We start from the raw sequence: 26,605 nt of genomic DNA on the forward strand, positions 1-26,605 counted from the left end.
CCATCAGAAGTTGGTGAAGCTCTTTTCATCCAGCTCGCCGTGCGCGAAATCGTCGGCCGGGCGCAGGTTGACGCTACGCCGTGCCGGACGGGCGCTGCCGGTGCGCACCTTGGCCACCACCCGCGCGCCATGGTTGCCGGCCAGGTGGAAGAAGCTCATCGCCTGCTGCAGCTGCTCGGCCTGGCCGCTCATTTCCTCGGCGGTGGCGGCCAGCTCCTCGGAGCTCGACGCATTTTGCTGCGTGCCCTGGCTCATCTGGCCCACGGCCGAGTTGATCTGGCCCACGCCGGCCGACTGTTCCTCGGACGCGGCGGTGATTTCCTGCACCAGGTCGGAGGTCTTGCGGATGTTCGGCACCATCTGGTCCAGCAACGCACCGGCGCGTTCGGCCAGTTCCACGCTGGACGTGGCCACTTCGCCGATTTCCTGCGCCGCCACCTGGCTGCGCTCGGCCAGCTTGCGCACTTCGGCCGCCACCACGGCGAAACCCTTGCCATGTTCGCCGGCACGGGCCGCCTCGATGGCCGCGTTCAGCGCCAGCAGGTTGGTTTGATAAGCGATATCGTCGATGATGCCGATCTGCTTGGCGATCTGCTTCATCGCCGTCGCGGTGGCCTTGACGGCTTCGCCGCCTTCGGCCGCTTCGCGCGCCGCCTGGGTGGCCATGCCATCCGTGACGCGGGCATTCTCGGTATTCTGCGAGATCGACGCCGTCATCTGTTCCAGCGATGCCGAGGTTTCCTCGACGCTCGCGGCCTGCTCGGAAGCGGCCTGCGACAGCGACTGCGCCGTGGCCGATACTTCCTCGGAGGCCGAGGCCAGCGACTGCGCACTGGCGTTGACATCGCCGACCACCTGCGCCAGCTTGTCCATGGTGCCGTTCGAGTATTCTTTCAGCTTGCCGAACGCGCCGTGGTATTCCTTGTCGATGCGCGAGGTCAGGTCGCCTTCGGCCAGTGCCGACATCACGCGCACCACGTCGTCGATGCTGGCGCCGGTCGTCGCCACCAGCTGGTTCAGGCCATTGCCCATCTCCTTCTGGAAGCCCTGCATGCCCGCCGTGTCGACGCGCGCCTCGAAGTTGCCGCGGTTGGCGGCCTCGATCACGGCGCGCTGGCCGGCGATCACCTGGCGCAGCTTGTCCACCATCTGCGCCACGGCGAACAGCATGCTGTGGCTATCGCCCTTGCGGATGGCGACTTCGCCGGACAGGTCGCCGTCGGCGATGCGCGTCAGCAGTGCGGCCGCGTAGGCCGGTTCGCCGCCGAGCGTGCGCGTCAGGCTGAGCGTGTTCCAGACCGCCATGCCGATGCCCATCAGCACGGCCAGCACTCCGAGCAGCGTCATCAGGTCACGCGCGCTTACATATTCCGCCGCGGCTGCCTTGCCGGAGTCGTTCATCGACTCGTTCTGGTGCGAGATGAGTTTACGGATGTTGTCGAGATACGAAGCCTGCAGCGCCTGAAGCCTGTTGACCAGAACGTCGCGCGCCTCGGCACGCTTCCCCTGCCCCACCAGGGCAACGAATTCTTCCAGCACCACGCGGTATTTCTCACGGCTGTCCAGCACCTCCTGCAGCGACCGCCGGCCGCTCTCGGAAGCGACGAGCTTCTGCAGCTTGGCCAGGTTCTCGCGCGAGCTACGACGCGAGTTTTCGATGGCAGCCAGCTCGCGCTGTGCCACGGACTGGTCGTCGAAGATCACGATATTGCGCATCGACACTGCGACTTCGTTGGTGTAATCGATCAGGTCATAGGCCAGCACCACCTTCGGGTACTTGTCGGTGACCAGTTCGTCCACGTTGGCGCTGACGCTGGCCAGGCTGCGGATACCCAGCAGGATGGTGGCGACCAGCAGGATGCCGACAACGCCGAAGCCCAGGGCCAGGCGGGCGCTTACTTTCAGATTACGGAACAAGATTGTCTCCTTGCGGCCACCGGCCGCGGGTTGTTTGCGGGTTTAACGCGTTCAATGCGTATTGACAGATTGAAGAAGCGACGGCAAGTCTTCAAAAACGGGTGAAGCTGGCTTCGTCGGGACCTTGCGCCGCAAATGCCGGCACGTTCATGCCGAGGCTTTCCGGGCGACGCTTCGACGCGGCCGCGGTGCGCGATGGCGGGCGGCGCGTACTGTCCGTGCCCCCTTCCAGGCGGAAGAAGCCCATCGCAGCCTGCAGCTGCTCGGCCTGGCCGCTCATTTCCTCGGCGGTGGCGGCCAGCTCCTCGGAGCTCGACGCATTTTGCTGCGTGCCCTGGCTCATCTGGCCCACGGCCGAGTTGATCTGGCCCACGCCGGCCGACTGTTCCTCGGACGCGGCGGTGATTTCCTGTACCAGGTCGGAGGTCTTGCGGATATTCGGTACGATCTGGTCCAGCAGGCTGCCGGCCCGTTCGGCCAGTTCCACGCTCGACGTGGCGACTTCGCCGATTTCCTGCGCCGCCACCTGGCTGCGCTCGGCCAGCTTGCGCACTTCGGCCGCCACCACGGCGAAGCCCTTGCCATGCTCGCCGGCACGCGCCGCCTCGATGGCCGCGTTCAGTGCCAGCAGGTTGGTCTGGTAAGCGATGTCGTCGATGATGCCGATCTGTTTCGCGATCTGCTTCATTGCCGTCACCGTGGCCTTGACGGCCTCGCCGCCTTCGGCCGCTTCGCGCGCCGCCTGGGTGGCCATGCCATCCGTGACGCGGGCATTCTCGGTGTTCTGCGAAATCGATGCCGTCATCTGCTCCAGCGATGCCGAGGTTTCCTCGACGCTCGCGGCCTGCTCCGAAGCGGCCTGCGACAGCGACTGCGCCGTGGCCGACACCTCTTCGGAGGCCGAGGCCAGCGACTGCGCGCCGGCATTGACTTCCGATACCACGTGCGTCAGCTTGCCGATCATGTTCTTCATCGCCGCCAGCAGCTGGCCGGCTTCATCGCGCGACGTCTCGCCGATCGTCACCGTCAGGTCGCCCGAAGCCAGCCGGTCGGCCACACCCACGGCCTGGCGCAGCGGTCGGGTGACGGACAGCGTGATGAAGGCGGCGACCAGGATGGCCAGCAACAGCGCGCCCGCCGTCATGCCGATCACCAGTTTGCGGGTCTCTTCATAGGTCTGGCTGGCCTCGCCGGCCAGCGCATGCATCTTGTCGGACTGGTGCTTGACCAGTACGTTGAGCGCATCGGTCAGGTCGCGGATGGCCGGCACCACTTCCTTGCTGACGAATTCGGCGGCCTGCTGGCGGTCTTCGCGCACCAGCGTGTAGAAGCGGCCATACAGCGGTTCCAGGGCGGCATGACGGTCGGTAATGTCCTTCAACATCTTCTTGCCGCTTTCGCTGGCCACCACTTTCGCCAGTTCCCCCAGCCGCACGCCCACGTCGGCGCGGACCTTGTCGGTCTGTTTGCGGAAACGTTCGATTTCCGTTTCGCTGGTGGCCAGCAGCATGCCGCGCATCTGGCGCGGCAGGTCTACCGCGTCGCGGACCAGGTCCTTCGCCAGCACCACTTTGGGGTATGCATCCTCGGTGATTTCATCGGTTGACTTGTCCATGGCTTCCATGCGGCCGATGGCCAGCAGTGCGATGGCCAGCAGCAGCGCCAGGACGCCGCCGAAGCCCAGCGCCAGCCTGATACCGATTTTCAGATTCTTAAGCACGATGGCTCTCCAGATATTAAAGGTGAAATTTCAAGATTCATGCCGCATTGGCCGGGCGCTCGGACTCGACGCCGGACAGCAGCGCCGCCATGTCGAGGATCAGTGCCACGTCGCCATTGCCGAGGATCGACGAGCCGGACAGGAAGCGCGCGCCGGCGAACACCTTGCCGAGCGGCTTGATCACGGTCTGGAACTCGCCCAGCAGCGAATCGACGACGAGGCCGGCCCGGCTGCTGCCGTAGCGCACCACGACGATGCTCTGGCGCCGTGCCGGCGCGCCGGCCAGGGCGAAGCGTTCGCGCAGCCGCACGAACGGCATCGGCGAGCCGCGCAGGTCGATGTAGTCGGAAGCGTGCGCACCTTCCGCATCGTCGCGGAACTCCACGCATTCCTCGACCATGTCCATCGGGATCACGAACACGGACTTGCCGACGCCGACCTGGAAGCCGTTGATGATCGCCAGCGTCAGCGGCAGGCGCACGGTCACCGTGGTACCCGCCCCTTCCGTGCTGGCGATTTCCACGCTGCCGCGCAGCGCCACGATGTTGCGCTTGACGACATCCATGCCCACGCCGCGGCCGGACAGGTTGGTCACCTGCTCGGCGGTGGAGAAGCCCGGCTCGAAGATCAGGCCGAAGATTTCCTTGTCCGACAGCACGCGGCCCGGCTCCACCAGGCCCCGTTCGATGGCCTTCGCCAGGATGCGCTCGCGCTTGAGCCCACCGCCGTCGTCGGAGACTTCGATCACGATGCTGCCCGAGTCGTGGTAGGCGTTCAGCGCCACCGTGCCCTGGGCCGGCTTGCCGCGGGCGACGCGCACGTCGGCCGGTTCGATGCCGTGATCCATCGCGTTGCGCACCAGGTGCGTCAGCGGGTCGCCGATCTTCTCGACCACCGTCTTGTCCAGTTCCGCGTCCTCGCCGGAAACCTGCAGGCGGATATCCTTGCCGATCTCGCGCGACACGTCGTGCACCACGCGCTGGAAACGGTTGAAGGTGGCGCCGATCTTCACCATGCGCAGCTGCAGCGCGCTGTCGCGCACTTCCTCGACCAGGCCGGACAGCGTCGACGTGCATTCGAGCAGTTCGGGGATCTGCGTGCGCCGGGCAATCAGGTTGGCGCCCGCGCCGGCGATGATCAGTTCTCCAACCAGGTTGATCAGGCGGTCCAGCTTGTCGGCATCGACGCGCACCGAACGGTTTTCCGGCTGCGCCTTCGGTTCCGGCGCCTGGCGCTGTTTCGCCAGCGCGGCCTCGACGACGGTCGGCAGCACGGCCCCCTGGCCGACCAGGATTTCGCCGAGCGGCACGCTGCCGGTGCTGGCGGCCTGCACGGCCAGTGCCTGTTCCAGCTCATGCGCCGTCACGCTGCCACAGCGCACCAGCATTTCGCCCAGGCGCTCGCGCTCGTCCGGCACTTCGTCGAGCCAGGCCAGGTATTCGGTGATGCGGTTTTCCGGCGGCAGGATGCGGATCTCGCAATCGTCGCGCACGAAGTCGAACACGCCATCGATGGCGGCCTTGTCGGCGGTACTCTGGAAGCCGATCTCGAAGCCCAGGTAGCAGGCTTCGGGGTCGAATTCGGCGGCCGGCGGCAGCGCGTCGGCCAGCGTGGCGATGCCCGTGATGGTGCCCATCTGGCCCAGGTAGCGCACGAACGACAGCGGATCCATGCCATTGCGCAGCACATCGCGGCCGAAGCGCAGCGAGATGTGCCACTGCCCGGCAATGCCGGCTGCTGCTGCGGCGGCGGCCGTGGTCCGGGCGGGAGCCGATGCGTCGCCGCCATCCAGGTAGCCATGCAAGGCATCCAGCAGCGGCGCACCGGCCGCGACCAGTGCCGCGTCGCTGTCCAGCGTGCCGGCCTCGACCGCGTCGACCAGGTGGCCGATATGGTCGCAGCAGCCCAGCAGCAACGCCACCAGCCCGTCGTCGACCGGCACGGCGCCGTCACGCACCTTGTCCAGCACGCTTTCGGCCACGTGGGTGAAGTCGACCACCGCGTCCAGGCCGAACATGCCGGCCGAACCCTTGATCGTGTGGGCGGCGCGGAAGATTGCGTTGACCGCTTCCGGGCCATCGTGCGCCACGGCCAGCAGCGCGTTTTCCATCTGTTCGAGCAGCTCGCGGCTCTCGGCGATGAAGGTGTGCATCACCTGGTCGATATTCATGCGGCGCGTCCTTCCCGGCTTGCGCCGTCGATCCCTGCGAACGCCACACCGAGCAGCGCGAACACGTCGCGCACGGCAGCGCTGGCGCCCCGCACGTGCAGTGTCTTGCCCTGGGCCGCGGCTTCCTGCCGCGCCACCAGCAGCAGCTGCAGGCCGGCGCTGTCGAATTCGGTCACGGCCGACAGGTCGAACGCCGGCGCGGGGCGCTCGCGCACGGCGTCCAGCAGCACGTCCTTCAGCTCCGCCGCGCGATAGATCGTCAGCTCGCCTTCGACTGCCAGGGCCGCAGCGGGCCCTTGGCTCTCGCCAATACTCATGTGGTTCTCCGTGGGGAATCTGCCGCGGCCGGACGGCCGCGGGCAAGTGGCTTTAAGGCATGACCAGCTTCTGGACGGCCGCCAGCAGCGCTTCGGGCTTGAACGGCTTGACCATCCACGCGCGTGCGCCGGCCGCCTGGCCCTGCGCTTTCTTTTCCTGCTGCGATTCCGTGGTCAGCATCATCACCGGCGTGAACTTGTACGCGGGACGGGTCTTCAGCTCGCGCACGAAACTGATGCCATCCATGTTCGGCATGTTGACGTCGCTGATGATCAGGTTGACTTTCTGCCCGGTCAGCTTGGCCAGCGCATCGGCGCCGTCGCTGCCTTCGATGACGTCGTAGCCGGCCTGGCGCAATGCGATGCCGACAACCTGGCGGATCGATGCCGAGTCGTCCACGACCATGATGGTTTTTGCCATGTGAAGCTCCTAGAAAAAGGTGATTTCTTCTTCCTGCTGCGGCGCCGGCTTGGCGCCGCCCAGGTGAAGCGTGTGTTCTTCGGCCATCGCGTACGTGCTTTCCAGCTCGGCAAGCAGCGGGCGCGGATCGATCTCGAGTGCGCGTCCCGTGGCATCCTGTTCATCCAGGTACGACGGCAGGCGCGCGATGTTCTGCTGCACGTGCGCCAGGATCTGGCTGACACGGTCCTGGAACTGCAGCTGCACCAGCGCCTCGGCCACTTCGGACTTGATGCCGGTGCTCTCCGCCTGCAGCACGTCGGACGACTGCACCAGCGCATCGGTCACGCCGCGGAACGCGGTCAGCACGTTGCCGATCATCTGCTCGGAAGCCTGTACCGCCTGGCCTTCGGCGCGCATCGACTCGGTCGCCGCGCCACAGGTGGCATTGATCGCCGCGCTGATCTGGCCGACCTGCTGCGCGATATGCTTGCCGGCATCGGCCGAGCGGTTCGACAGCATGCGCACTTCGTTGGCGACGACGGCGAAGCCGCGCCCCGCCTCGCCGGCACGGGCCGCCTCGATGGCGGCGTTCAGGGCCAGCAGGTTGGTCTGCCAGGCGATGCTGGCGACGTCCGCCGCCATCGTCTGCAGCTGGGCGGTGATCTGCTGCAGGCCTTCGATCTTTTGCAGCATCTGGCCCTTGCTGGACGCGGCGCTGGCCAGCATGTCCAGCAGCGAGCGCAATTCCTTCTCGCTGGCGGCGAATACCTCGACGATGCTGCCGCCTTCATGGTTGCGCGCCGCGCCGGAGGTGGCCAGCGCCTGCTCCAGCTTGTACACGATGCCGGAAAAACGCTCGACCAGCGCGACCACGGCCTGCTCCATCTGCGTGCGCGACGCGTCGATGTGCGAGCTCCACACGCCCGACACCTGCTCGGCGAAGTCGCGCCGGCTGGACAGGTATTCGCGGGCCAGCCCGGAGTCCTGCGCTGCCGCGCCCGGGTGGAAGAAGAAGGCACAGGCACCGGCGGCCAGCAGCACGGCGGCGATGGCGAAACCATGCCATTGCCAGCCGGCCAGCGGCACGATGGCGCACGTGGCAGCGACGGCCAGGGCCAGGGGATAACAGGAATGCAGGGGGCGTTGGCGCATCACGCGTCGCTCGTCTCGTCGGCAAGGGTTGGAAATGGCAATTAACGATTGCCGCGCTGGTTTGATTCGGTGCCATGGAATGTGAAATCTGTGGCACCGACATATGATTGCAGGGTTTATTGCCGTAGCGCAAGCATGCGCCGAATAAATCGGCGGCCGCGGTCGCAAAAAACCGACACCGCTTGAAGAGAAGCTAACGTGTTGTCGCGATTGATATATTTTTGATGCCGGAAGTGCGTTGCCAATATATATAGCCGAAATAAACAGCAGACCTGCCCGCAAATAGTAGTATTGCCCGACTTTTACTACCAAAGCCTGGATTTTTGCCAACGGAGTGACTTGCCTTATGCATGCCGGATCACCACGGGAGCAATCGACGTTATTAAATTGAATATTTATTATTACAACATTAGAATTGGCATACCGCCCAGCTACCGGAGAAAAACGCCGTCGCAGGGCATCCCCCCTTCCAATAATCGCAAGAGGACCGCATGCCAACCAACCCGCCAGTATTTGATATTCCGCTCCCGCCCCCCAGCCGACGCCTGATTCCTCACCTGCTCCCTCTTGCCCTGGCGCTCGCGGTCAGCCAGGCCAATGCCGTGACCGTCGGCGGTCAATCCGGCACTCCGGGCAGGCACGCGACGACACCGGGCGCATCCGGCGGCCACGGTGGTGCCGGCAAGAGCGCCACCGCCGTGGCCGGTGCGGCCGACGATGCGGCGAGCGCCTACGGCGGCTACGGTGGCCGCGGCGGCGATGGCGCCGCGGGCGCACCTGGCCAGAATGGCGGCAACAGCGGCAACGGCGGCAATGGCGGGTCGGCCACCGCAAGTCACATCATCCGTTCGACCGCCGCGACCTTGACGGGCAGCGCATCGGCATCGGGCGGCGAAGGTGGCCGGTTCGGCCAGCCTGGCGAAGGAGGCGCCGGTGCATCCTACGGTACGCTCGGGACCGCTGGCGATGGCGGGTCCGCGCAAGCACTCGTCGATATCGCCGGGACCGGTACTATCAGCGGCACCGCGACCGCGAAAGGCGGTTCGTCGGACTCCGGGTACAGCGGCCAGGCTGGCAAAGCCACCGCGACAACGACCATCGATGGTGGCAACACGGGAGTTGTCCTCGCGCGCGCCAATGCTGTCGGTGGCTCCGGCACCCCCGCTGGTGGCGATGCAGCGTCCGCCATTACCGCCAGTGGCCACTCCCTCGACCTGGCCGCCACGGCCACGGGCGGTTCAGGTTTCGCCGGCAATGGCGGTACGGCCACTGGCGCGATCCGCGCAACTGCCGGAAGCGGCGGCATCAAGGCGAAACTGTCACTGCACGGAGGCACCAGCTATGGTGCGGAACATGGCACCGACGTCGTCAGCCGCAACGCTTTCGCCGCGCAGACCACCGGCGCCCTGGCGCTGACGCTCGAGGGCACTGCCGGTGGTTACGGCGCCGTGCAACATCCAGGCCATGGCGGTAACGCCGACCTGGCGCTGCTGCTCGACGACCAGGCCGCCACCAGCGTGACGTCGACCGTCCGCGCGACAGGAGGCTACGGCGGCAACCTGTACCACAACTTCGGCGGTGTCGACGGCGTCGCAGGCAATGGCGGGCAAGCCAGGGCCGACCTGCAGGTCCGGGCGAAGGCACCGGTGACATTGAACGCAGCGGCCACTGGCGGCAAGGGAGGCGGGGGCAGTATCGGCGTTGCCGGGATTGGCGGACTGGCGGTGGCCAGCGTCATCGGCCACGCGGACGGCAGCGCAGAGGCGTCCAGTACCGCTACCGCCACGGGTGGCGCAGGCGGGGGCATATCCAGCGAGGGGAGGCACGGCGGCACGGGCGGGGAGGCACTGGCCCGTGCCGCGGCACACAGCGGCACCGGCACGGCACGCGCCATCTCGACCACGATCGGTGGCGAAGGCGGTACCGGTGGTGCCAGCGCCAGAAGTGGCGACGGCGGCGTCGCCAGGGCAATCAATAGCGTGGCCGGCAGCACTGCCGGCAACCTGGTGCTGCAGCAGGTCGCACAAGGCGGCGCAGGCGGCAGGAATTCTTACGCCGGTGGCACGGGTGGTCAGGGCGGCAATGCGGTCTCGCGGCTGGCAATGATCGACAGCGCCGCGGCGCGCATCGATGCAAGGCTGGAAGCCCGCGGCGGCGCGGGCGGCTACAGCGCAGCGGGCGTTTCCGGCAATGGCGGCGGTGCCGAGGCGGTACTGGAGCTGACTTCGCGCAAAGCCGGCGCAGCCATTACCGCCAATGTGTACGCGGACGGCGGCACCGCTTCCCGCCAGACCGGCGGCAACTACGGCGACGCGGTCGCGCGCAGCACGGTCTCGGCCCTGGGATCGGTGCGGAACACAGCGGTGGTGGATGCACGGCGGGCCGACCTCCATGCCCCCTACGGAAACGGCAACGCCACCGCGTTTGCGCGCTCGGAATCGACCATGGACATCGAGACGAGAGCCTATGCGCGAACCACCATTATGGCCGGCACCGTGGCGCAGGCCCGCGCCGAATCGGTCAGCACGGGAGCCCACGGTCTGGCCATTGCCGAAGGCCGGGGCGGGAATGTTGACGTGGCCGCAATTGCGCAAGGTACCGGCGCCATCCGTAACTATGCAGTTGCAAGCGGTACCGGCCTGACTGGTACCATCCAGGCAACCAGCATCACGTCGGCAGACGGGGTGCGCGTCGAAACCACCGTCAGCACGCCCGTGTACCACGAGCATTCCATTGAAGTGAGGGCCACCGCCGGCATCCTCGACACCATGCAGTGGCACGGTAACGGCAACGCTTCCACTGCCAGCTACCGGCCATTCAATCCCGCCCTGTTCGACAGGGCACCGACGGTCGGGGCAGCGTTCGCGCAAACGGACCTGGTCGGCGCTGGTTCCATGAGCTTGACTGGCATCAATGCGGTGACCCCAGGCCTGTATCACCAGGTGACAACGGCCCGTTTCAATTTCGATACCACGGCCGCAGGCGACCTGACTCTCGGCCTGTTCAATTTCTACCCTTATGGCGCGGCGTTCGAGGAGCTGGAACTGACCGTGTCGAACCATGGCGTGGAAATCCTCACCTATACGTTCGACAGCCTGGCCGCGGCCAGTGCGTTCTTCCACGACAATGTGCTATCGCTCGGCACGTTCGGCGCCGGCGGCCAGGACATCTTCATCTCCGCCGATGTCGTCTATGGTGCCGAATACGGCCACACGAATTTCGACTATGCGCTGGGAGCGGACAACCTCGCGCCGGTACCGGAGCCCGGCACGTGGGCGATGTTGCTGCTGGGCTTGTCCGTGGTGGTGATCAAGCGGCGCCGCCGGGCTTGACCGGCGAACCAGGCGTCATGCAAGAGGCCGGGTAAATGCTGCGCAGTTCAGCCGCGTTCACCCGGCCTGAACCCGGCCAGCGCCGCACCGACGCCATACGCGGTGCTGTCCGTCCCCCATCGCGTGTCGGCCTGGCGGCCGCGGGAGCGCCCGAGCACGAACATGGCCAGCAAGGCCAGCACCCAGGCCGCGCCACCCCAGGCAAGGCCGATCGCCCGCGCGAGAAGTGGCAGCGCAATGCGCAGCAGGCGCCGGGAAGTACAGGGTAAGACCAGATCGTGCGGGGAACGCATGGCGGGACCTTTCATGGTTGCCGCAGGCCTGGCGCGGCATTGCTGCCGCCGCGCTAATGCCCTACGGAAATTTTTGGATCCCCGAGTGTACGAAGTGAAAACGCAGCGCGTTCTGATCGGGCGCAAGGAACGCGCTCATTGCCGCACGGTGACGTCATGGCGCAGGTGAAAAGACCCATCCCGGGAACAGGCATTGCGGCCTGCCTGCAACGGTCCGGAGCCAGCGCGCGGCCTTGCTGCTCGATCAGCCTGGCCAGCCGATCGAGCACCGCACCGCCTATACGGCGCCCACAATGCGCTCGGCGGGCTTAACGCCGCGTGGCTCTCGCGCGCACCAGCAACACCGTCAACCCCAGCAGCATCAGCATCCATACCTGCGGTTCCGGCACCGGTGCCAGGCCTTGGGCGCCGAGCACGTAGTCGAAGTCGAACCTGCCAGAGGCGTCGAAGGTGAAATCGGCGGCGATCAGGATGTCCTGGCTGCCGGCGCCGAGCATGCCCAGGTCGAGCACGTTGTCATCGAAGAAGGCCTGGGCGGCGGCCAGGCTGTCGAACGTCCACGAGAACAGCTCGCTGCCATGGTTGCTGACGATCAGCTCGAGTTCGGTGAACCCGATGCCGGCACTGCGGAAATCGAGCAGGCCCAGCGTGAGTGCGCCCGGTGCGAAGGTATCGAAGCGGAAGCTGGCCGTCGTCAGGTGATGCGCGCCCGGCACAGCGGAAGAAGTGCTGACGCCGAGCATGCGTCCGACCGCGGCGATCGGCTGCCCCTCCAGCGCAGCGGCAACGGTGGGCGCGCCGGCGGGAATCACGGCGCCGACCGGCAGCGCGTTGGCGAAGGAACCGGTGTGATAGGCCTGGCCAGCGACGGTGCTGCCGATGCTGGTCCTTGCCTCGAACCCGAAGTATCCGCCCGATGCGAACTTGGCACCGGCGCTGGTCTCCACCCGCATGCCGGACCCGGTCGAGGTACTGGTGGCCAGGGCAGTCGCGTCACCCCGGCTCCCTTCCACTGTCGCGCGGCTGGCGGCGCTGCCGCTTGCCTGCGAATGCGCAGAGATATCGAAGATGCGGCCGCGGCCTTTCGCGAACGCCGTGCTCGACCCGCCGGTGGAGATGGACTCGGCGCGCGCCCGCGCGATGCCGGGATTGCTTGGTTCCGTTACAGCATCGGCGTCGGCCAATGCCGTGGCGGCCCCGCCGGCTTCCGCGCGGGAGAATGCCGTCGCAGCCGACTGTGCGCCGGGGTTCCAGGTCTCCCCCGCCAACGCGTACGCCCTGCTCTCCGCCTGGCCCGCGGCACGCACGGTCGACCGTGCCAGCGCGTCTCCGGCCAGCGCCCGCATGCCCGCATCGCCGCCCTTTGCGTGCGTATTTCCCCGTACGGCCGCGCCGATGCTGGTCGATGCCAGTTCCAGGATGGCCTGGGCGCCGCCGCCGTTGCCGCCCGCGCCGTGGCCGCCGTGGCCCAGCACGTCCACGGTCAGGGCAGGCGTCACGGCATCGGCCAGCGTCAGTTGCGACAACGCGGCGCCGCCGCTGCCGCCGACACCCCCGCCCGTGTGGAGGCCGCCGGCGCCGCCGTACGCTTCCTGCCGTAACTCCAGCCTGCTGGCCGCGGAGCCGCCGACGCTGTCGAACAGGCTGACCGCACCGCCGTTGCCGGCGATGCCGCCAAGGGTCGTGGCCTTGCCTCCCTCACCGCCAGTCGCCAGCGCCTTCGCCTCGGTGAGGTCGAATTCGTAGACTGTCCTGGAATGCACCGAGGCGGATGCTTGCGCAGTGCCGCCGTCGCCGGCGCGCACGCCGTCGCTCCAAGAGATTCCGCCGGCGCCTCCCACCGCAACGGCCGACACAGCGCCCGGATATCTGCTGCCCCAACGCGGCGGAAGGTGCGTGGTGCCGGAAGCGGCAGCCAGTGCATCGCCACCGTGTCCGGCCGCGCCACTGCGTGAGGCACCGCCCGCGCCGCCGGTGGCGTTGGCCACCAGGTCGATTTCCCCCTTCGTCGTACCCTGCAGTTTTGCCGACGCGTGGCCGCCGCGTGTGGCCTGGCCGCTATCCGTCGTCGAAGCAAGGGAACCTGCGCCGCCCGTCGCGCGCACCCGCATGGCAAGCGACGAGGCGCTCGGGTCGTCGAGCACCAGTTCGAGGTCGGCATTGCCGGCTCGCCCGCCCGGCGCGCCGGGGTTGGACGAGCCGGCGTCGCCGCCTTTCCCGGAAAGAGACAGGCTCAGGCGGCCGGTGGTGGTCACGTCGAATGGATTGCGAGCCACGACATCGGCACCGTTGGCGCCGCTTCCCCCGGCGCCGCCTTCGAGTGTCAACAATGCCGAGGCGCCGCCCAGCCCCGCCGTTCCGCTGATCTTGCCGGTGGCACTGCCGCCATCGTTGCCGCCCAGGCCTGTCAGGCCATTGTGATAGGCACCGCTGCCGCCCGTCACCTTGCTGCCGAGACTGAGCCGATAGCCGGTCGCGTGCAGCGTTGCGGCCGCATTTCCACCACCGTGCGCCCCTGCTGTTGCGTCGGCATCAGCCGTCACGGTCGCGCTGCTGCCGCCATCGACCGTGGTACTGGCGATGGCCGAGCCAAAGCGCTCGCCGGCGCCGACGGGAACCAGATAGCCGCTGGTTCCGCCAGTGGCGGACGACGTGGCGGTGATCGTCCCTGTGCCCGTCGCGGTGACGCTGGCCGTGGCGTTGCCGCCGCGTCCGCCCGTTCCTTGCGGTCCCCAGGCGGCGCCGGCACCGTCTTTGCCGGGAATGCCCGGGTCGCCGCCCCGTCCCGCTGCCGCGACCGCCGACGCAAGCAGTTGCGCGGCCGACGATTGCACGGCATGGCTTGCCGTGGCATGGCCACCGTCGCCGCCGTTGCCGCCCCTCCCGCCGGCCTGGCCAGGAGCGCCCGCCGCACCATCACCGCCGCGCCCACCCTGCCCGCCCGTGGCGACAGCGCCGGGATCGCCCGCGCCGGCGGTGGCGGTGGCATCCTGGCCGTGGCCAGCGGCACTACCAGCCGTTCCCGGCAATGAAGCGTGCGTGCCATCGGCACCGGCGGCTCCCGTCACGGTGGGAGCGGCATAAGCCTGGCTGACGGCAAGCGCCAGCATGAGGGGAATGAGACGGGGAGGGACGCGCACGATGGGCCTTTCAGGGAAGTTTGTCCGCACGGCGGCCGCGCCATGGCGCGGGTTCGCCGCGACGGACACAGCGGCGACCGACGCCAGTCTACATTGCCTTTTTATATAGTCAATTGAATAATAAGACTTGCAAAACAGGAGCCACGTTGTGCTCCTGTTGCGGCATCAGCGCGCCGCCTTGTCCTGCTCGATCAACCTGGCCAGTTGATCGAGCACCGCACCGCTTCTATCCGGCGCCCAGAATGCGCTCGGCGGGCTTAACGCCGCGTGGCTCTGGGGCGCACCAGCAACACCGTCAACCCCAGCAGCATCAGCATCCATACCTGCGGTTCCGGCACGGGTGCCAGGCCCTCGGCGCCGAGCACGTAGTCGAAGTCGAACTTGCTGTAGGTATTGCCGAAGGAGAAATCGGCAGCGATCAGGATGTCCTGGCTGCCGGCGCCGAGCATGCCCAGCTCGAGCACGTTGTCATCGAAGAAGGCCTGGGCGGCGGCAAGACTGTCGAACGTCCATGAGAACAGCTCGCTGCCATGGTTGCTGACGATCAGTTCGAGCTCCGCGAAGCTGCCGAAATTGCGGAAATCGAGCAGGCCAAGCGTGAGTGCGCCCGGTGCGACGGTATCGAAGCGGAAGCTGGCCGTGGTCAGGAAATGCGCGCCCGGCGCGGCGGGATAAGTGCTGACGCCGAGCATGCGTCCGACCGCGGCGATCCGCTGCCCCTCCAGCGCAGCGGCAACGGTGGGCGCGCCGGCGGGAATCACGGCACCGACCGGCAGCGCATTGGCATAGGACCCGGTGTTGGAGCCCTGGCCAGGGACGGCCCTGCCGATGCTGGTTCCCGTCTCGAACTGGAAGAACCCGGTCGCTGCGAACGTGGCGCCGGCCGTGGTCTTCACCCGCATGCCGGGCCCGGTGGAGGTACTGGTGGCCAGCGCCGTCGCGTCACCCCGGTCTCCGTCCACGGTCGCGTGGCTGGCGGCGCTGCCGGTTGCCTGCGAATGCGCAGAGATATCGAAGGCGCGGCCGCGGCCTTTCGCGAACGCCGTGCTCGCTCCGCCGGTGGAGATGGATTCTGCACGCGCTCGCGCGATGCCGGTGCCCGTGGTGCCCACGCTTGCCGCAACCGACGCCGACGCTGCCCCGCCAGCTTCGGCGCGGGAGTAGGCCGTCGCATCCTGCGCTGCGCTGTAGTATGCAGAATCGCCGGACACGGCGCCCGCGCCGCTGGTGGCATTGCCCGCGGCGCGTACGATCGAACGTGCCTGGGCCCCCCGGGCAGCGGCAATCCAGCCCCGCCGCCGCCCTGACCGCCCACTGCGACGACACGTCCCCGCACATCCGCTCCAGCCCGCGTGGAGGCCAGCTCCAGATTGGCCTGGGCAGCGCCGCCATTGCCGCCGCGCCCGCCGGCGGTATAGCCGCCCGTGCCGCCCTCGCCGCCGTATGCAGCGATTTCCACTGTCAGGACGCGCGTGCCGGCGTCGGCCAGCGTCAGTTGCGACAACGCGGCGCCGCCATTGCCGCCAATGCCCCCGTCCGCGTTGCGGCCACCGGCGCCGCCGCGCGCTTCCTGCAGTAACTCCAGCCTGCTTGCCGCGGAGCCGCCGACACTGTCGACCAGGCGGACCGCGCCGCCGTTGCCGGCGATGCCCCCCAAGGTTGCGGCCTCGCCTCCCGCACCGCCGGTCGCTACCGCCTTCGCCAGGGTGAGGGCGCGATCGTAGGTAGTCCTGGAATGCACCGTGGCGGACGCTTGCGCGGTGCCGCCGTCGCCGGCACGCACGCCATCGCTGTACGAGTTTCCGCCGGCGCCTCCCTCGGCACTGGCCGATACCCTGGCCGGGTAGGCATGGATCTGATCCGGCGCGAGGTGAGTGGTACCGGAAGCGGCAGCCAGCGCGTCGCCGCCCTGGCCGGCAACGCCACTGTAGGCCGACCCACCCCCGCCGCCGGTGGCATCGGCCCACAGCTCGATGGTTCCTGTCGTTGCACCGTGCAGCTTCGACGACGCCAGGCCGCCGCGGGTCGCCGTCCCCCAGTCGGCCTGCGCCGTGGCCCCCCTGCCGCCGGTTGCAACCCCATCCATGTAGAGCGACGATCCGCTGTGGTTGTCGACCACCAGTTCGAGGTCGGCAATGCCGGCTGCTCCGGGCTGCCCGTCGGGCCTGTTCGGTGCCTGGCCAGCGTCGCCACCCGTCCCGTAGAGAGAAAGGCCGAGTGCGCCGGTGGTGGACACGTCGAATGGCGTACGAGCCACGACATCGGCGCCATTGCCGCCACTTCCCCCGGCGCCGCCTTCCAGTGTCAAGCGCGCAAACGCGCCGCCCAGTCCCGCCGTGCCGCTGATCTTGCCGGTGGCGCTGCCTCCGTGGTTCCCGCCAAGGACCGTCGGGCCGTCTTGCAAGGTACCGCTGCCCCCCTTTACAGTACTGTAGAGACCGAGCCGATAGCCGGTCGCGTGCAGGGTCGCCGCCGCATTGCCACCGCCGCCGTCTCCTGCTGTCGCGTCGGCGTACGCCTTCACGGCCGCGCTGGTGCCGCCATCGACGGTGGTACCGGCAATGGCCGAGCCGAAGCGTTCGCCAGCACCGTTGCCCGGCTCTCCATAGTGGTCCCCGCCGGCGGCGGCAGAGGTGGCGGTGATGGTTCCCGTACCCGCCGCGATCACGCTGGCCGAGGCGTTGCCGCCGCGTCCGCCGATCCCATGCACTCCCCGGCCCGCGCCGGCGCCGCCCTCGCCGGCCCAGCCCTGCCAGCCGCCCCGCCCCGCTGTCGCGACCGCGGACGCGATGAGTTGCGCGGCCGACGATTGCACGGCATGGCTTGCCGTGGCATGGCCGCCATGGCCGCCGTTGCCGCCGTTCCCGCCGGCCTGGCCAGGAGCGCCCGCCGCTCCGTCACCGCCGCGCCCGCCCTGCCCGCCCGTGGCGACAGCGCCGGGATCGCCCGCGCCGGCGGTGGCGGTGGCATCCTGGCCGTGGCCAGCGGCACTACCAGCCGTTCCCGGCAATGAAGCGTGCGTGCCATCGGCGCCGGCGGCTCCCGTCACGGTGGGAGCGGCATAAGCCTGGCTGACGGCAAGCGCCAGCATGAGGGGAATGAGACGGGGAGGGACGCGCACGACTGTCCTTTCGGGGAAGTTTGTCCGCACGGCGGCCGCGCGATGGCGCGGGTTCGCCGCGACGTACCCGGCCGCCACCGACGCCAGTCTACATTGCCTTTTTATATAGTCAATTGGATAATAAGACTTGCAAAACAGGAGCCGCTTCGCGCTCCGGTTGCGGCATCAGCGCGCCGCCTTGTCCTGTTCGATCAGTTTCGCCAGCTGCGATGCGCCCCCCACCTGCTCGATCGTCATCACCTTGTCGAGCGGGATCGTCATCGACTGCGGACCGTGCCAGTCGTTCTTCTGGCGGCTCACCACCCGGTTGCCCTGCCGGCCGTCCGGTGCCGTGAAGGTCTGCACGTAATACACGTCGTCGAGCTGGAGGTGGCGCGGCCCCACTTCGCGCAGCAGGCCATAGAACATCTGCCCGTTCTGCAGCTGCACGCCGTAGCGCACGCCCAGCGCCCCGGGCGCGAAGGCCGGGTCGGACTGCTGGCGCCAGAAGAACAGCGCCAGCACCACCAGCGCCGCGGCCGCCACCGCCGCCACCAGCAACGCGGTGCTGGAACGCCAGCCGGGAGCGGGAATGCCGGCGGGAGTGAATGCGGGATTGGGCAGGTCGCGGTGGTCGGTCATCGGGGTCTCCAGGTTAAGCGGCTGTAGCAGATTCTAAGCGTGCCACGGCCGCGTACCAATACGCCAGATGTAAAAACGGCGCCTGCCGGCGCCGTTGTTTTTCGCATCGTGTGGCGATCAGCCGCGCAGTGCGCTGGCCGCCTTGGCCAGGGCCGTGATGTGGGCCCAGTCGCCCGCCTGCATCGCATCCTTCGGCGTCAGCCACGAACCGCCCACGCACGCCACGTTCTTCAGCGCCAGGAAGGCCGGCGCGTTTTCCTGCGAAATGCCGCCGGTGGGGCAGAACGTGATGTCCGGCAGCGGGCCGCCGATGCCGTTCAGCATGCCCACGCCGCCCGCCGGCACCGCCGGGAACAGCTTCAGTTGCCTGAAGCCCTGTTCGCGCGCCTTCATCACTTCGGATGGCGTCATCACGCCCGGCAGCAGCGGCAGGCCGGACGATTTCGCCGCGCCGATCAGCGCATCGGTCAAGCCCGGCGACACGCCGAACACGGCGCCGGCATCGCGCGCGGCAGCGAATTCTTCCGGCTGCGTCAGCGTGCCGACGCCGACGATGGCGCCTTCCACTTCGCTCATGGCGCGGATCGCGGCCAGGCCGTGCTGCGTGCGCAGCGTGACTTCCAGCACCCGGATGCCGCCAGCGACCAGCGCCTTGGCCAGGGGGACGGCGTGGTCGGGATCGTCGATCGCAATCACGGGGATCACGGCCGAGGTACGCATAATGTCGAGCAGGTTCATGGTCATTTACGCTTTCTTGGCAAGGAAATCTTCATCGGAACCGGGCACGGTATTGCCCACGTCGTCACCGCCGTGCAGCTCGACGGTGGTATCGATCGGCGACGGCAGCGGGAACGTGGCGGCGCCCGCCTCCGCGGCCGACACGCTGGTGCGGAACATGGCGAACAGTTCGCGGCCCATGCCGATATGGCTCGGCGTCAGGTCGGCCTGGGCCAGCGCGCGCGAATGCCAGACATCGGCGGGCACGTTCGCTTCCAGCGTGCCGGTGACCGCGTCGACGGTGATGATGTCGCCGTCGCGCACCAGGCCCAGCGGACCGCCGGCCAGCACTTCGGGCGACACGTGGATCGCCGCCGGCACCTTGCCGGACGCGCCGGACATGCGGCCGTCGGTCACCAGCGCCACCTTGCGGCCGGCATCCTGCAGGTTGGCCAGCGCCGGCGTCAGCGAGTGCAGTTCCGGCATGCCGTTGGCGCGCGGGCCCTGGAAGCGGATCACGGCCACGAAGTCGCGATCGAGCTTGCCGGCCTTGTAGTCGGCCATGAAATCTTCCTGCGAATTGAACACGATCGCCGGCGCTTCCACGGTGCGGTGCTCGACCTTCACGGCCGACACCTTCATGATCGCGCGGCCCAGGTTGCCCTCCACCTTGACCATGCCGCCATCCTTCGAGAATGGCTCGGCGGCGGTGCGCACCACCTTGTCGTCGCCCGAGACCAGCGGCGAATCGCGGAACACCACGCCCTTGCCGCCTTCGGCCAGGAACGGCTCCTTGCAGTGGTTGCGCAGGCCCTTGCCGAGGATGGTGGTGACGTCGTCGTGCAGCAGGCCGGCGTCGAGCAGTTCGCGGATGATGAAACCGGTGCCGCCGGCCGCGTGGAAGTGGTTCACGTCGGCTTCGCCGTTCGGGTAGATGCGCGCCAGCAGCGGCACCACGGCGGACAGGTCGTTGAAATCGTCCCAGTCGATCAGGATGCCGGCCGCGCGGGCAATCGCCGGCAGGTGCAGCGTGTGGTTGGTGGAACCGCCGGTGGCCAGCAGCGCCACGATCGCGTTGACGATCGACTTTTCATCGACCACGTGGCCGACCGGGATGTACTCGTTGCCCAGTTCCGTGATCTGCGCCGCGCGCTGCGCCGCCGCGGCGGTGAGCTGGTCGCGCAGTTCCGTGTACGGCGTGATAAAGGCGGCGCCCGGCAGGTGCAGGCCCATCACTTCCATCAGCATCTGGTTGCTGTTAGCGGTACCGTAGAAGGTACAGGTGCCGGGGCCGTGGTACGACTGCGACTCGCCTTCCAGCAATTCCTCGCGGGTGGCCTTGCCTTGCGCATAGCGCTGGCGGATCGCCGCCTTTTCCTTGTTCGACAGGCCGGACGTCATCGGGCCGGCCGGCACGAACACGGCCGGCAGGTGGCCGAAGTGCAGCGCGCCGATCACCAGGCCCGGCACGATCTTGTCGCACACGCCCAGGTACACGGCCGAGTCGAACATATTGTGCGACATGGCGATCGCCGTGCTCATGGCGATCGCATCGCGCGAGAACAGCGACAGCTCCATGCCGGGCTGGCCCTGGGTCACGCCGTCGCACATGGCCGGCACGCCGCCGGCGAACTGCGCCACCGCGCCCACTTCGCGCACCGCTTCCTTGATGATCGGCGGGAAGTGCTCGAACGGCTGGTGCGCCGACAGCATGTCGTTGTACGCGGACACGATCGCCACCGAGGGCTTCTTCACCTCTTTCAATACCAGCTTGTCGTTGGCCGGGAAGGCGGCGAAACCGTGGGCAAGGTTGGTGCAGGCAAGCGTGCTGCGTTGCGGGCGGCCCTTGATGCGGGCGGCTTCGAGATGCGCCAGGTAGGCGCCGCGCGACGGACGGCTGCGCTTGATGATGCGCGCAGTGACTTGTTCGAGGACTGGGTGCAAGGCCATTATGCTTCCTTATCGATGAATTCCCGAAATTTTACTACAGAAGGGCAAGGGCGTGCTGCCTGGCGTGGTTTTGACTCGCTCCGCGAGCGCCGCGACCGCCGGAAATCGCACGGCGGCCAGAGCATAAAAACAAACATTTTTACCGCAATTGAAGCTTATCCGTAGTGAAGTTACCGACATTTCCTGTATAGTTCATCTATCCAAAACTGACACAGAAGTCTCATGCGCCAGCCAATGCTCACCACCACCGCCGCCTACCAGGCCCTGCAATCCCACGCCACCGATGCACGACAATGGCACCTGCGCGACCTGTTCGCCGCGGAACCGCAGCGTTTCCCCGCGCTGACCGTCGACGCCGCCGGCCTGTTCCTCGACTATTCGAAAAACCGCATTTCCCGGCGCACCGTGGAATTGCTGGTCGACCTGGCCCGCGAGCGCGGCGTGGAACGCCAGCGCGACGCCATGTTCGCTGGCGAGAAAATCAATCTTACCGAACAACGCAGCGTGCTGCATACGGCCCTCCGTATGCCGCGCGGAAAGCAGCTCGTCGTCGACGGCCAGGATGTCAATGCCGACGTGCACGCGGTGCTCGACCGCATCAAGACCTTCACCGACCGGGTGCGCAACGGCAACTGGCTGGGCTACAGCGGCAAGCCGATCACCGACATCGTCAACATCGGCATCGGCGGCTCCGACCTGGGCCCGAAAATGGCCGTGCTGGCGCTGCGCTCGTATGCCCATCCGCGCCTGAACATGCACTTCGTGTCCAACGTGGATGGCCACGACATGGATGCGGTGCTGACCAGCCTGAACCAGGAGACCACGCTGTTCATCGTGGCCTCGAAAACCTTCACCACGGCCGAGACGATGCTGAACGCGCAGACCGCGCGCCGCTGGTTCCTGTGCGAGGGCAAGGAAGAAGACCTGGCGCGCCACTTCGTGGCCGTGTCGACGAACACCGGGGCGGTCACGAAATTCGGCATCGATCCGGACAACATGTTCCCGTTCTGGGACTGGGTAGGCGGGCGCTATTCGGTGTGGTCGGCGATCGGCCTGTCCGTGGCGCTGGCCGTGGGCTTCGGCTACTTCGAGACCTTCCTGGCCGGCGCGCACGAGATGGACGAGCATTTCCGCAGCGCGCCGCTGGAGCAGAACATGCCGGTGCTGCTGGCGCTCCTCGGCTTCTGGAACCGTGAATTCATCGGCGCTTCCTCCCTGTCGATCGCGCCGTACCACCAGGACCTGAACCGCTTCCCGGCCTACCTGCAGCAGCTGGACATGGAAAGCAACGGCAAGCGCGTCACCAAGGGTGGCCAGCCGGTCGACACCGCCACCTGCCCGGTGGTGTGGGGCGAGTGCGGCACCAACGCGCAGCACGCGTACTTCCAGCTGCTGCACCAGGGCACCGACATCGTGCCGATCGACTTCATCGCCGCCCTGCTGCCCACGCACGACCTGGCCGGCCACCACGATGCGCTGCTGGCCAATTGCTTCGCCCAGTCGGAAGCCTTCATGAAGGGCAAGACGGGCGACGAGGTGCGCGCCGAACTGGCCGCGCAAGGCTTGCCGGAAGCGAAGATCGACGAACTGGTACCGCACCGCACGTTCCCCGGCAACCGCCCGTCGAACACGATCCTGATGGAACACCTGACTCCGGCCACGCTGGGCGCGCTGATCGCGCTGTACGAGCACAAGACCTTCGTGCAGGGCGTGCTGTGGGATATCGCCAGCTTCGACCAGTGGGGCGTGGAACTGGGCAAGGTGCTGGCGAAGAAAATCCAGGCCGAGCTGGAAGGCGACGTGGACCCGGCCGCGCACGACAGTTCCACCAATGGCCTGATCGTGATGGCCAAGGGAGCGAAGATCGAATGAGCACCTACGATGTCAACGTCGCCTTCGATGGCGTGATGCAGGTGGGCGAAGGCCCGCTGTGGCTGGCGCAGGAACAGGCGCTGTACTGGGTCGATATCGATGGCCTGGCCGTGCACCGGCTGAACACGCGAACGGATGCGGGCAATGGCGCCCACACGTCGTGGATCATGACGAGCGAACCGTCGTCGCTGGCGCGCCATGCCGGCGGCGGCCTGGTGGTCGCCACCCGCAACGGTTTCGTGCACCTCGATACCGGCACGGGCGCCGTGACCGGGATCGCGCCCTCCCCCTTCGACCGCACCAAGGCGCGCTTCAACGACGGCAAGCCGGACGCCGCGGGCCGCTTCTGGGTAGGCACCATCTACGAACCGCGCGACCAGCCGGCCGCCGAGATGTATGTACTGGAAAAGGGCGCGGTGCGCCTGGCCTGGTCCGGCGGCATGACCAATTCGAACGGCCTGGGGTTCAGCCCGGACAACCGCACGATGTACCACGCCGACACCACGTCGCACCGCATCACCCGCTACGATTTCGACCTCGCCGGCGGCACGGTGGCCAATCCGCGCGAAATGCGCCAGTTCTCGATGGACAAGGAGAACGGCTATGGCGGCCGGCCGGATGGCGCGGCGGTCGACAGCGAAGGCAATTACTGGGTGGCGATGTTCGAAGGCGGGCGGATCGTCAAGCTGTCGCCGTCCGGCGAGGAGCTCGATGCGATCGCGCTGCCGGTGCGCTGCCCGACCATGGTCGCCTTCGGTGGCGACGACCTGCGCACGCTGTACATCACCACCGCGGGCAAGCGCCCGGCCGCGGAACTCGAACAATTCCCGCTGTCGGGCCGCGTGCTGTCGGTGCGCGTGCCGGTCGCCGGGCTGGAGCCGCCGGCCTACCAGCCCTGAGCTGCAGGCTTGACGATTTTGTAGTATATTTTCGTCAAATCCAGCAATTCAGGTAGTAAGCTTTCAGCGCGCAGCTTCCGCGAGGCGGTTTCGCCGCCTCGCACCGCGCTTTCTCTACGATCTTACAAGACACCCATCATGGCACTTTCCGATTTTGACCTGGTACTGTTCGGCGGCAGTGGCGACCTCGCGATGCGCAAGCTGCTGCCCGCGATGTTCTCGCGCGACGTTTGCGGCGACCTGCCGCCCACCGCGCGCATCGTCTGCGTCGGCCGGCACGAGAACACCACGGAAGAATTCATCGACATGGTCAACACCACGTCGCGCCCGCACATCAAGGCCCCCAAGGTCACCGCCGAGAACTGGGAAAAATTCACGAGCCGTATCGTGTACGTGGCCGTCGACGCGGCCGACCCGTCCAGCTACCGCGGCCTGGCCGACGCGCTGCGCCCGGATGCGGGCCTGACCCGCGTGTATTACCTGGCCACGCCGCCGGCGCTGTTCGCGCAGATCTGCGACAACCTGAAGGAAAACGGCCTGGTCACGCCGGCGTCGCGCGTGGTGCTGGAAAAGCCGCTGGGCCGCGACCTGGCCTCGGCCAAGCAGATCAACCGGGAAGTGGGCGAGGTCTTCGAGGAATCGCAGATCTACCGGATCGACCACTACCTGGGCAAGGAAACCGTGCAGAACCTGCTGGCGCTGCGCTTCGGTAACATCCTGTTCGAGCCGCTGTGGCGCCGCGAATGGATTTCGGACGTGCAGATCACCATCGCCGAGAAACTGGGCGTGGGCAACCGCATCGGCTACTACGACACCTCGGGCGCGCTGCGCGACATGCTGCAGAACCACCTGCTGCAACTGCTGTGCATCGTGGCGATGGAACCGCCGGCATCGACCTCGCCGGACGCGGTGCGCGACGCCAAGCTGCAGGTGCTGCGTTCGCTGAAACGCTTCACCCCCACCACGCTGGCGCAGAACATCGTGCGCGGCCAGTACCGCGCCGGCCATGTGGATGGCCAGGCCGTGCCGAGCTACCGCGACGAACCGGATGCGCCGCAGGGCTCGCGCACCGAGACCTTCGTGGCGATGAAGGCCGAGATCGACACGTGGCGCTGGGCCGGCGTGCCGTTCTACCTGCGCACCGGCAAGCGCATGGCCGATGGCCTGGCCGAGATCGTGGTGCGCTTCAAGCAGATCCCGCACTCGATCTTCCAGCAGCCGACGTCGAGCTTCCAGCCCAATTCGCTGGTGATCCGCCTGCAGCCGGACGAAGGCCTGCGCATGAACCTGATGGCGAAGACGCCGGGCGAAGGCATGCGCCTCAAGCCGGCCGAGCTGGAACTGGATTTCCGCGAATCGTTCAAGGCGCCGCGCATGGATGCCTACGAACGCCTGCTGCTCGACGTGCTGCGCGGCCAGCTCACGCTGTTCATGCGCGGCGACGAACTGGAAGCGGCCTGGGAATGGGTCGAGCCGATCCTGACCAACTGGGAACAGGACGACACCGCGCCGCTGCCGTATTCGTCGGGCACGTGGGGGCCTGCCGCCTCGTCCGCGCTGATCGGGCGGGACGGGCTGCAGTGGCGCGAAGAAGCGCTCCCTGAAGACTAAAATGGGGAGCAAGGAGCCTGGCCTTGCAAGGCCAGGCCGTTCCGCAGGCGCGGAGCATGCTCCGCGAAACCCCTGCTCCACCCAGAAGACTGAACCCTCATGCTGCTCGATTCCATCCGCACCCAGCTCGATTCGCTGTCCAAGTCCGAGCGCAAGGTGGCACTGGCCGTGCTCGACAATCCGTCGCGCACGGTGAGTTCGAACATCACGGCGCTGGCGAAAAGCGCCCAGGTGTCCGAGCCCACCGTGGTGCGGTTTTGCCGCACGCTGGGCTACGATGGCTGGCACGAATTCAAGCTGAAGCTGGCGCAGGGCCTGGCCGTGGCCCTGCCCGGCCTGAACGAAGCGCCCTCGCAGGACGACCTCGCCGCGGACCTGATCAACAAGATCTGCAGCCGCTCGATCAACACGCTGCTCGACCTGCGCAACAACCTGCACCACGAGCCGGTGCAGCGCGCGCTGGACATCCTGTCGCTGGCCAACAAGATCGAGTTCTACGGCCAGGGCACCTCCGGCATCGTGGCCGCCGACGCGCAGCACAAGTTCTTCCGCTCCGGCGTGCCCACGGTCGCGTACAGCGATCCGGCCATCCACAACATCGCCGCCGCGCTGCTGCGCAAGGGCGATGCGCTGGTGGCCATCTCCCAGCGCGGCAACAGCCCGGCGCTGGTGCGCTCGGCGCAACTGGCGCGCGACGGCGGCGCGGACGTGATCGTGCTGGCGCCGTCCGGCACGCCGCTGGCGGACCTGGGCACGGTGCTGATCCCGATCGACCTGATCTTCAACACCGATCCGTACACGCCGATCTCGGCGCGCCTCGCCTACCTCGTCGTCATCGACGTGCTGGCCGTCGGGCTGGCCCTGCAACGCGGCCCGGAATTCCGGCGCAAGATGCAGAACGCGCAAAAGGCGCTGCAGGAGTTCGAGGTGCAGTTCGATTCGTTCATCGGATAAGACAGTCGGCACTACATGTTTTCCCACGTTTTCATCGGCGTCACCGACTTCGAGCGCGCGCTGGCGTTCTATGAACCGCTGATGCACATTCTCGGTATCGAACAGCGCTTCCGCGATCGCGGCCGCCCATGGGCCGGATGGCAGAGCGCCAGCGACGATGCCCGTCCCCTGTTCCTGATCGGCGCCCCGCAGGATGGCCGGATGCACGAGGCGGGGAACGGGCAGATGGTGGCATTCATGGCCGCGAACCGGGAAACCGTCCGGCGGGCCCACGCCGAAGCGCTGGAGCGCGGCGGGGCATGTGAAGGCGCGCCGGGCCTGCGGCCGGAATACCACGCGCATTACTATGGCGCGTATTTCCGCGATCCGGACGGGAACAAGATCTGCGTGGTGTGCCACGCGCCCCCGGCGTAGCC

20 protein-coding genes are annotated in these 26,605 nt (G+C 67.5%); 7 read left to right on the forward strand and 13 right to left on the reverse strand.

Annotation, left to right across the window (positions count from 1 at the left end; all coding sequences use genetic code 11):
* Nucleotides 1–3: 3 nt before the first annotated feature.
* The 6 genes from OU994_RS26175 to OU994_RS26200 all read right to left on the reverse strand — a co-directional run bounded on the left by OU994_RS26175 (nt 4) and on the right by OU994_RS26200 (nt 7,679).
* The gene (locus tag OU994_RS26175) at nt 4–1,917 is read right to left on the reverse strand and encodes a methyl-accepting chemotaxis protein (protein WP_281608304.1); all 1,914 of its coding nucleotides are present in this window, start codon (nt 1,915–1,917) and stop codon (nt 4–6) included.
* Between the two features lie 91 nt (nt 1,918–2,008).
* Nucleotides 2,009–3,637: a methyl-accepting chemotaxis protein gene (locus OU994_RS26180; RefSeq protein WP_281608305.1), complete on the reverse strand. Its 1,629-nt coding sequence runs from the start codon at nt 3,635–3,637 to the stop codon at nt 2,009–2,011.
* A 37-nt stretch (nt 3,638–3,674) separates the two neighbouring features.
* Nucleotides 3,675–5,807, reverse strand: coding sequence for a chemotaxis protein CheA (locus OU994_RS26185; protein WP_281608306.1), 2,133 nt, complete (start codon nt 5,805–5,807; stop codon nt 3,675–3,677).
* Complete coding sequence (locus OU994_RS26190) at nt 5,804–6,124, reverse strand: lipid asymmetry maintenance protein MlaB (protein ID WP_281608307.1); 321 nt, start codon at nt 6,122–6,124, stop codon at nt 5,804–5,806. The genes OU994_RS26185 and OU994_RS26190 overlap by 4 nt, the downstream gene beginning before the upstream one ends.
* A 52-nt stretch (nt 6,125–6,176) precedes the next feature.
* Nucleotides 6,177–6,545, reverse strand: a complete 369-nt coding sequence (locus tag OU994_RS26195) for a response regulator (protein ID WP_281608308.1) — start codon at nt 6,543–6,545, stop codon at nt 6,177–6,179.
* A 9-nt stretch (nt 6,546–6,554) separates the two neighbouring features.
* Nucleotides 6,555–7,679 carry a methyl-accepting chemotaxis protein gene (locus OU994_RS26200; protein WP_281608309.1) on the reverse strand — a complete coding sequence of 375 codons (1,125 nt, stop codon included), beginning with the start codon at nt 7,677–7,679 and terminating at the stop codon, nt 6,555–6,557.
* A gap of 602 nt (nt 7,680–8,281) precedes the next feature.
* On the opposite strand from OU994_RS26200, the gene OU994_RS26205 reads away from it, so the two are divergent.
* Nucleotides 8,282–11,011 (forward strand): PEP-CTERM sorting domain-containing protein, encoded by a 2,730-nt coding sequence (locus OU994_RS26205; protein ID WP_281608310.1) that lies wholly within the window; start codon nt 8,282–8,284, stop codon nt 11,009–11,011.
* A 47-nt stretch (nt 11,012–11,058) separates the two neighbouring features.
* Here the strand turns inward: OU994_RS26205 and OU994_RS26210 are convergent, their stop codons facing one another.
* The 4 genes from OU994_RS26210 to OU994_RS26225 form a co-directional block, all read right to left on the reverse strand.
* Nucleotides 11,059–11,304 (reverse strand): hypothetical protein, encoded by a 246-nt coding sequence (locus OU994_RS26210; RefSeq protein WP_281608311.1) that lies wholly within the window; start codon nt 11,302–11,304, stop codon nt 11,059–11,061.
* Nucleotides 11,305–11,612: 308 nt separating this feature from the next.
* The gene (locus OU994_RS26215) at nt 11,613–14,444 is read right to left on the reverse strand and encodes a hypothetical protein (protein WP_281608312.1); all 2,832 of its coding nucleotides are present in this window, start codon (nt 14,442–14,444) and stop codon (nt 11,613–11,615) included.
* Between the two features lie 257 nt (nt 14,445–14,701).
* A complete protein-coding gene (locus OU994_RS26220) occupies nt 14,702–15,406 on the reverse strand; it encodes a hypothetical protein (RefSeq protein WP_281608313.1) in 705 nt (234 codons plus the stop codon).
* Nucleotides 15,337–17,259, reverse strand: coding sequence for a hypothetical protein (locus tag OU994_RS26225; RefSeq protein ID WP_281608314.1), 1,923 nt, complete (start codon nt 17,257–17,259; stop codon nt 15,337–15,339). The genes OU994_RS26220 and OU994_RS26225 overlap by 70 nt, the downstream gene beginning before the upstream one ends.
* Before the next feature lie 3 nt (nt 17,260–17,262).
* On the opposite strand from OU994_RS26225, the gene OU994_RS26230 reads away from it, so the two are divergent.
* A complete protein-coding gene (locus OU994_RS26230; RefSeq protein ID WP_281608315.1) occupies nt 17,263–17,457 on the forward strand; it encodes a hypothetical protein in 195 nt (64 codons plus the stop codon).
* Nucleotides 17,458–17,730: 273 nt separating this feature from the next.
* Here OU994_RS26230 and OU994_RS26235 read toward each other — a convergent pair whose 3' ends face one another.
* From OU994_RS26235 to edd, 3 genes are all read right to left on the reverse strand, one after another.
* Entirely contained in the window at nt 17,731–18,186 is a 456-nt protein-coding gene (locus OU994_RS26235) for a hypothetical protein (protein WP_281608316.1), read from the reverse strand.
* Between the two features lie 117 nt (nt 18,187–18,303).
* Nucleotides 18,304–18,930 carry a bifunctional 4-hydroxy-2-oxoglutarate aldolase/2-dehydro-3-deoxy-phosphogluconate aldolase gene (gene eda, locus OU994_RS26240; RefSeq protein WP_131144378.1) on the reverse strand — a complete coding sequence of 209 codons (627 nt, stop codon included), beginning with the start codon at nt 18,928–18,930 and terminating at the stop codon, nt 18,304–18,306.
* Nucleotides 18,931–20,853: a phosphogluconate dehydratase gene (gene edd / locus OU994_RS26245; protein ID WP_281608317.1), complete on the reverse strand. Its 1,923-nt coding sequence runs from the start codon at nt 20,851–20,853 to the stop codon at nt 18,931–18,933. It lies immediately after the preceding gene.
* A gap of 222 nt (nt 20,854–21,075) precedes the next feature.
* On the opposite strand from edd, the gene pgi reads away from it, so the two are divergent.
* From pgi to OU994_RS26270, 5 genes are all read left to right on the forward strand, one after another.
* Complete coding sequence (gene pgi, locus OU994_RS26250) at nt 21,076–22,725, forward strand: glucose-6-phosphate isomerase (protein ID WP_281608318.1); 1,650 nt, start codon at nt 21,076–21,078, stop codon at nt 22,723–22,725.
* Nucleotides 22,722–23,624: an SMP-30/gluconolactonase/LRE family protein gene (locus OU994_RS26255; RefSeq protein ID WP_281608319.1), complete on the forward strand. Its 903-nt coding sequence runs from the start codon at nt 22,722–22,724 to the stop codon at nt 23,622–23,624. Before pgi ends, OU994_RS26255 begins: the two co-directional genes overlap by 4 nt.
* A 138-nt stretch (nt 23,625–23,762) precedes the next feature.
* Complete coding sequence (gene zwf, locus OU994_RS26260) at nt 23,763–25,235, forward strand: glucose-6-phosphate dehydrogenase (protein ID WP_281608320.1); 1,473 nt, start codon at nt 23,763–23,765, stop codon at nt 25,233–25,235.
* Between the two features lie 99 nt (nt 25,236–25,334).
* Nucleotides 25,335–26,189: an SIS domain-containing protein gene (locus OU994_RS26265; RefSeq protein WP_130187991.1), complete on the forward strand. Its 855-nt coding sequence runs from the start codon at nt 25,335–25,337 to the stop codon at nt 26,187–26,189.
* A 15-nt stretch (nt 26,190–26,204) separates the two neighbouring features.
* On the forward strand, nt 26,205–26,603 hold the full coding sequence (locus tag OU994_RS26270; protein WP_281608321.1) for a VOC family protein: 399 nt from the start codon (nt 26,205–26,207) through the stop codon (nt 26,601–26,603).
* The last annotated feature ends 2 nt before the right edge of the window (nt 26,604–26,605 follow it).

Source organism: Pseudoduganella sp. SL102 (genome assembly GCF_027856995.1).
Classification (GTDB): domain Bacteria; phylum Pseudomonadota; class Gammaproteobacteria; order Burkholderiales; family Burkholderiaceae_D; genus Rugamonas; species Rugamonas albidiflava.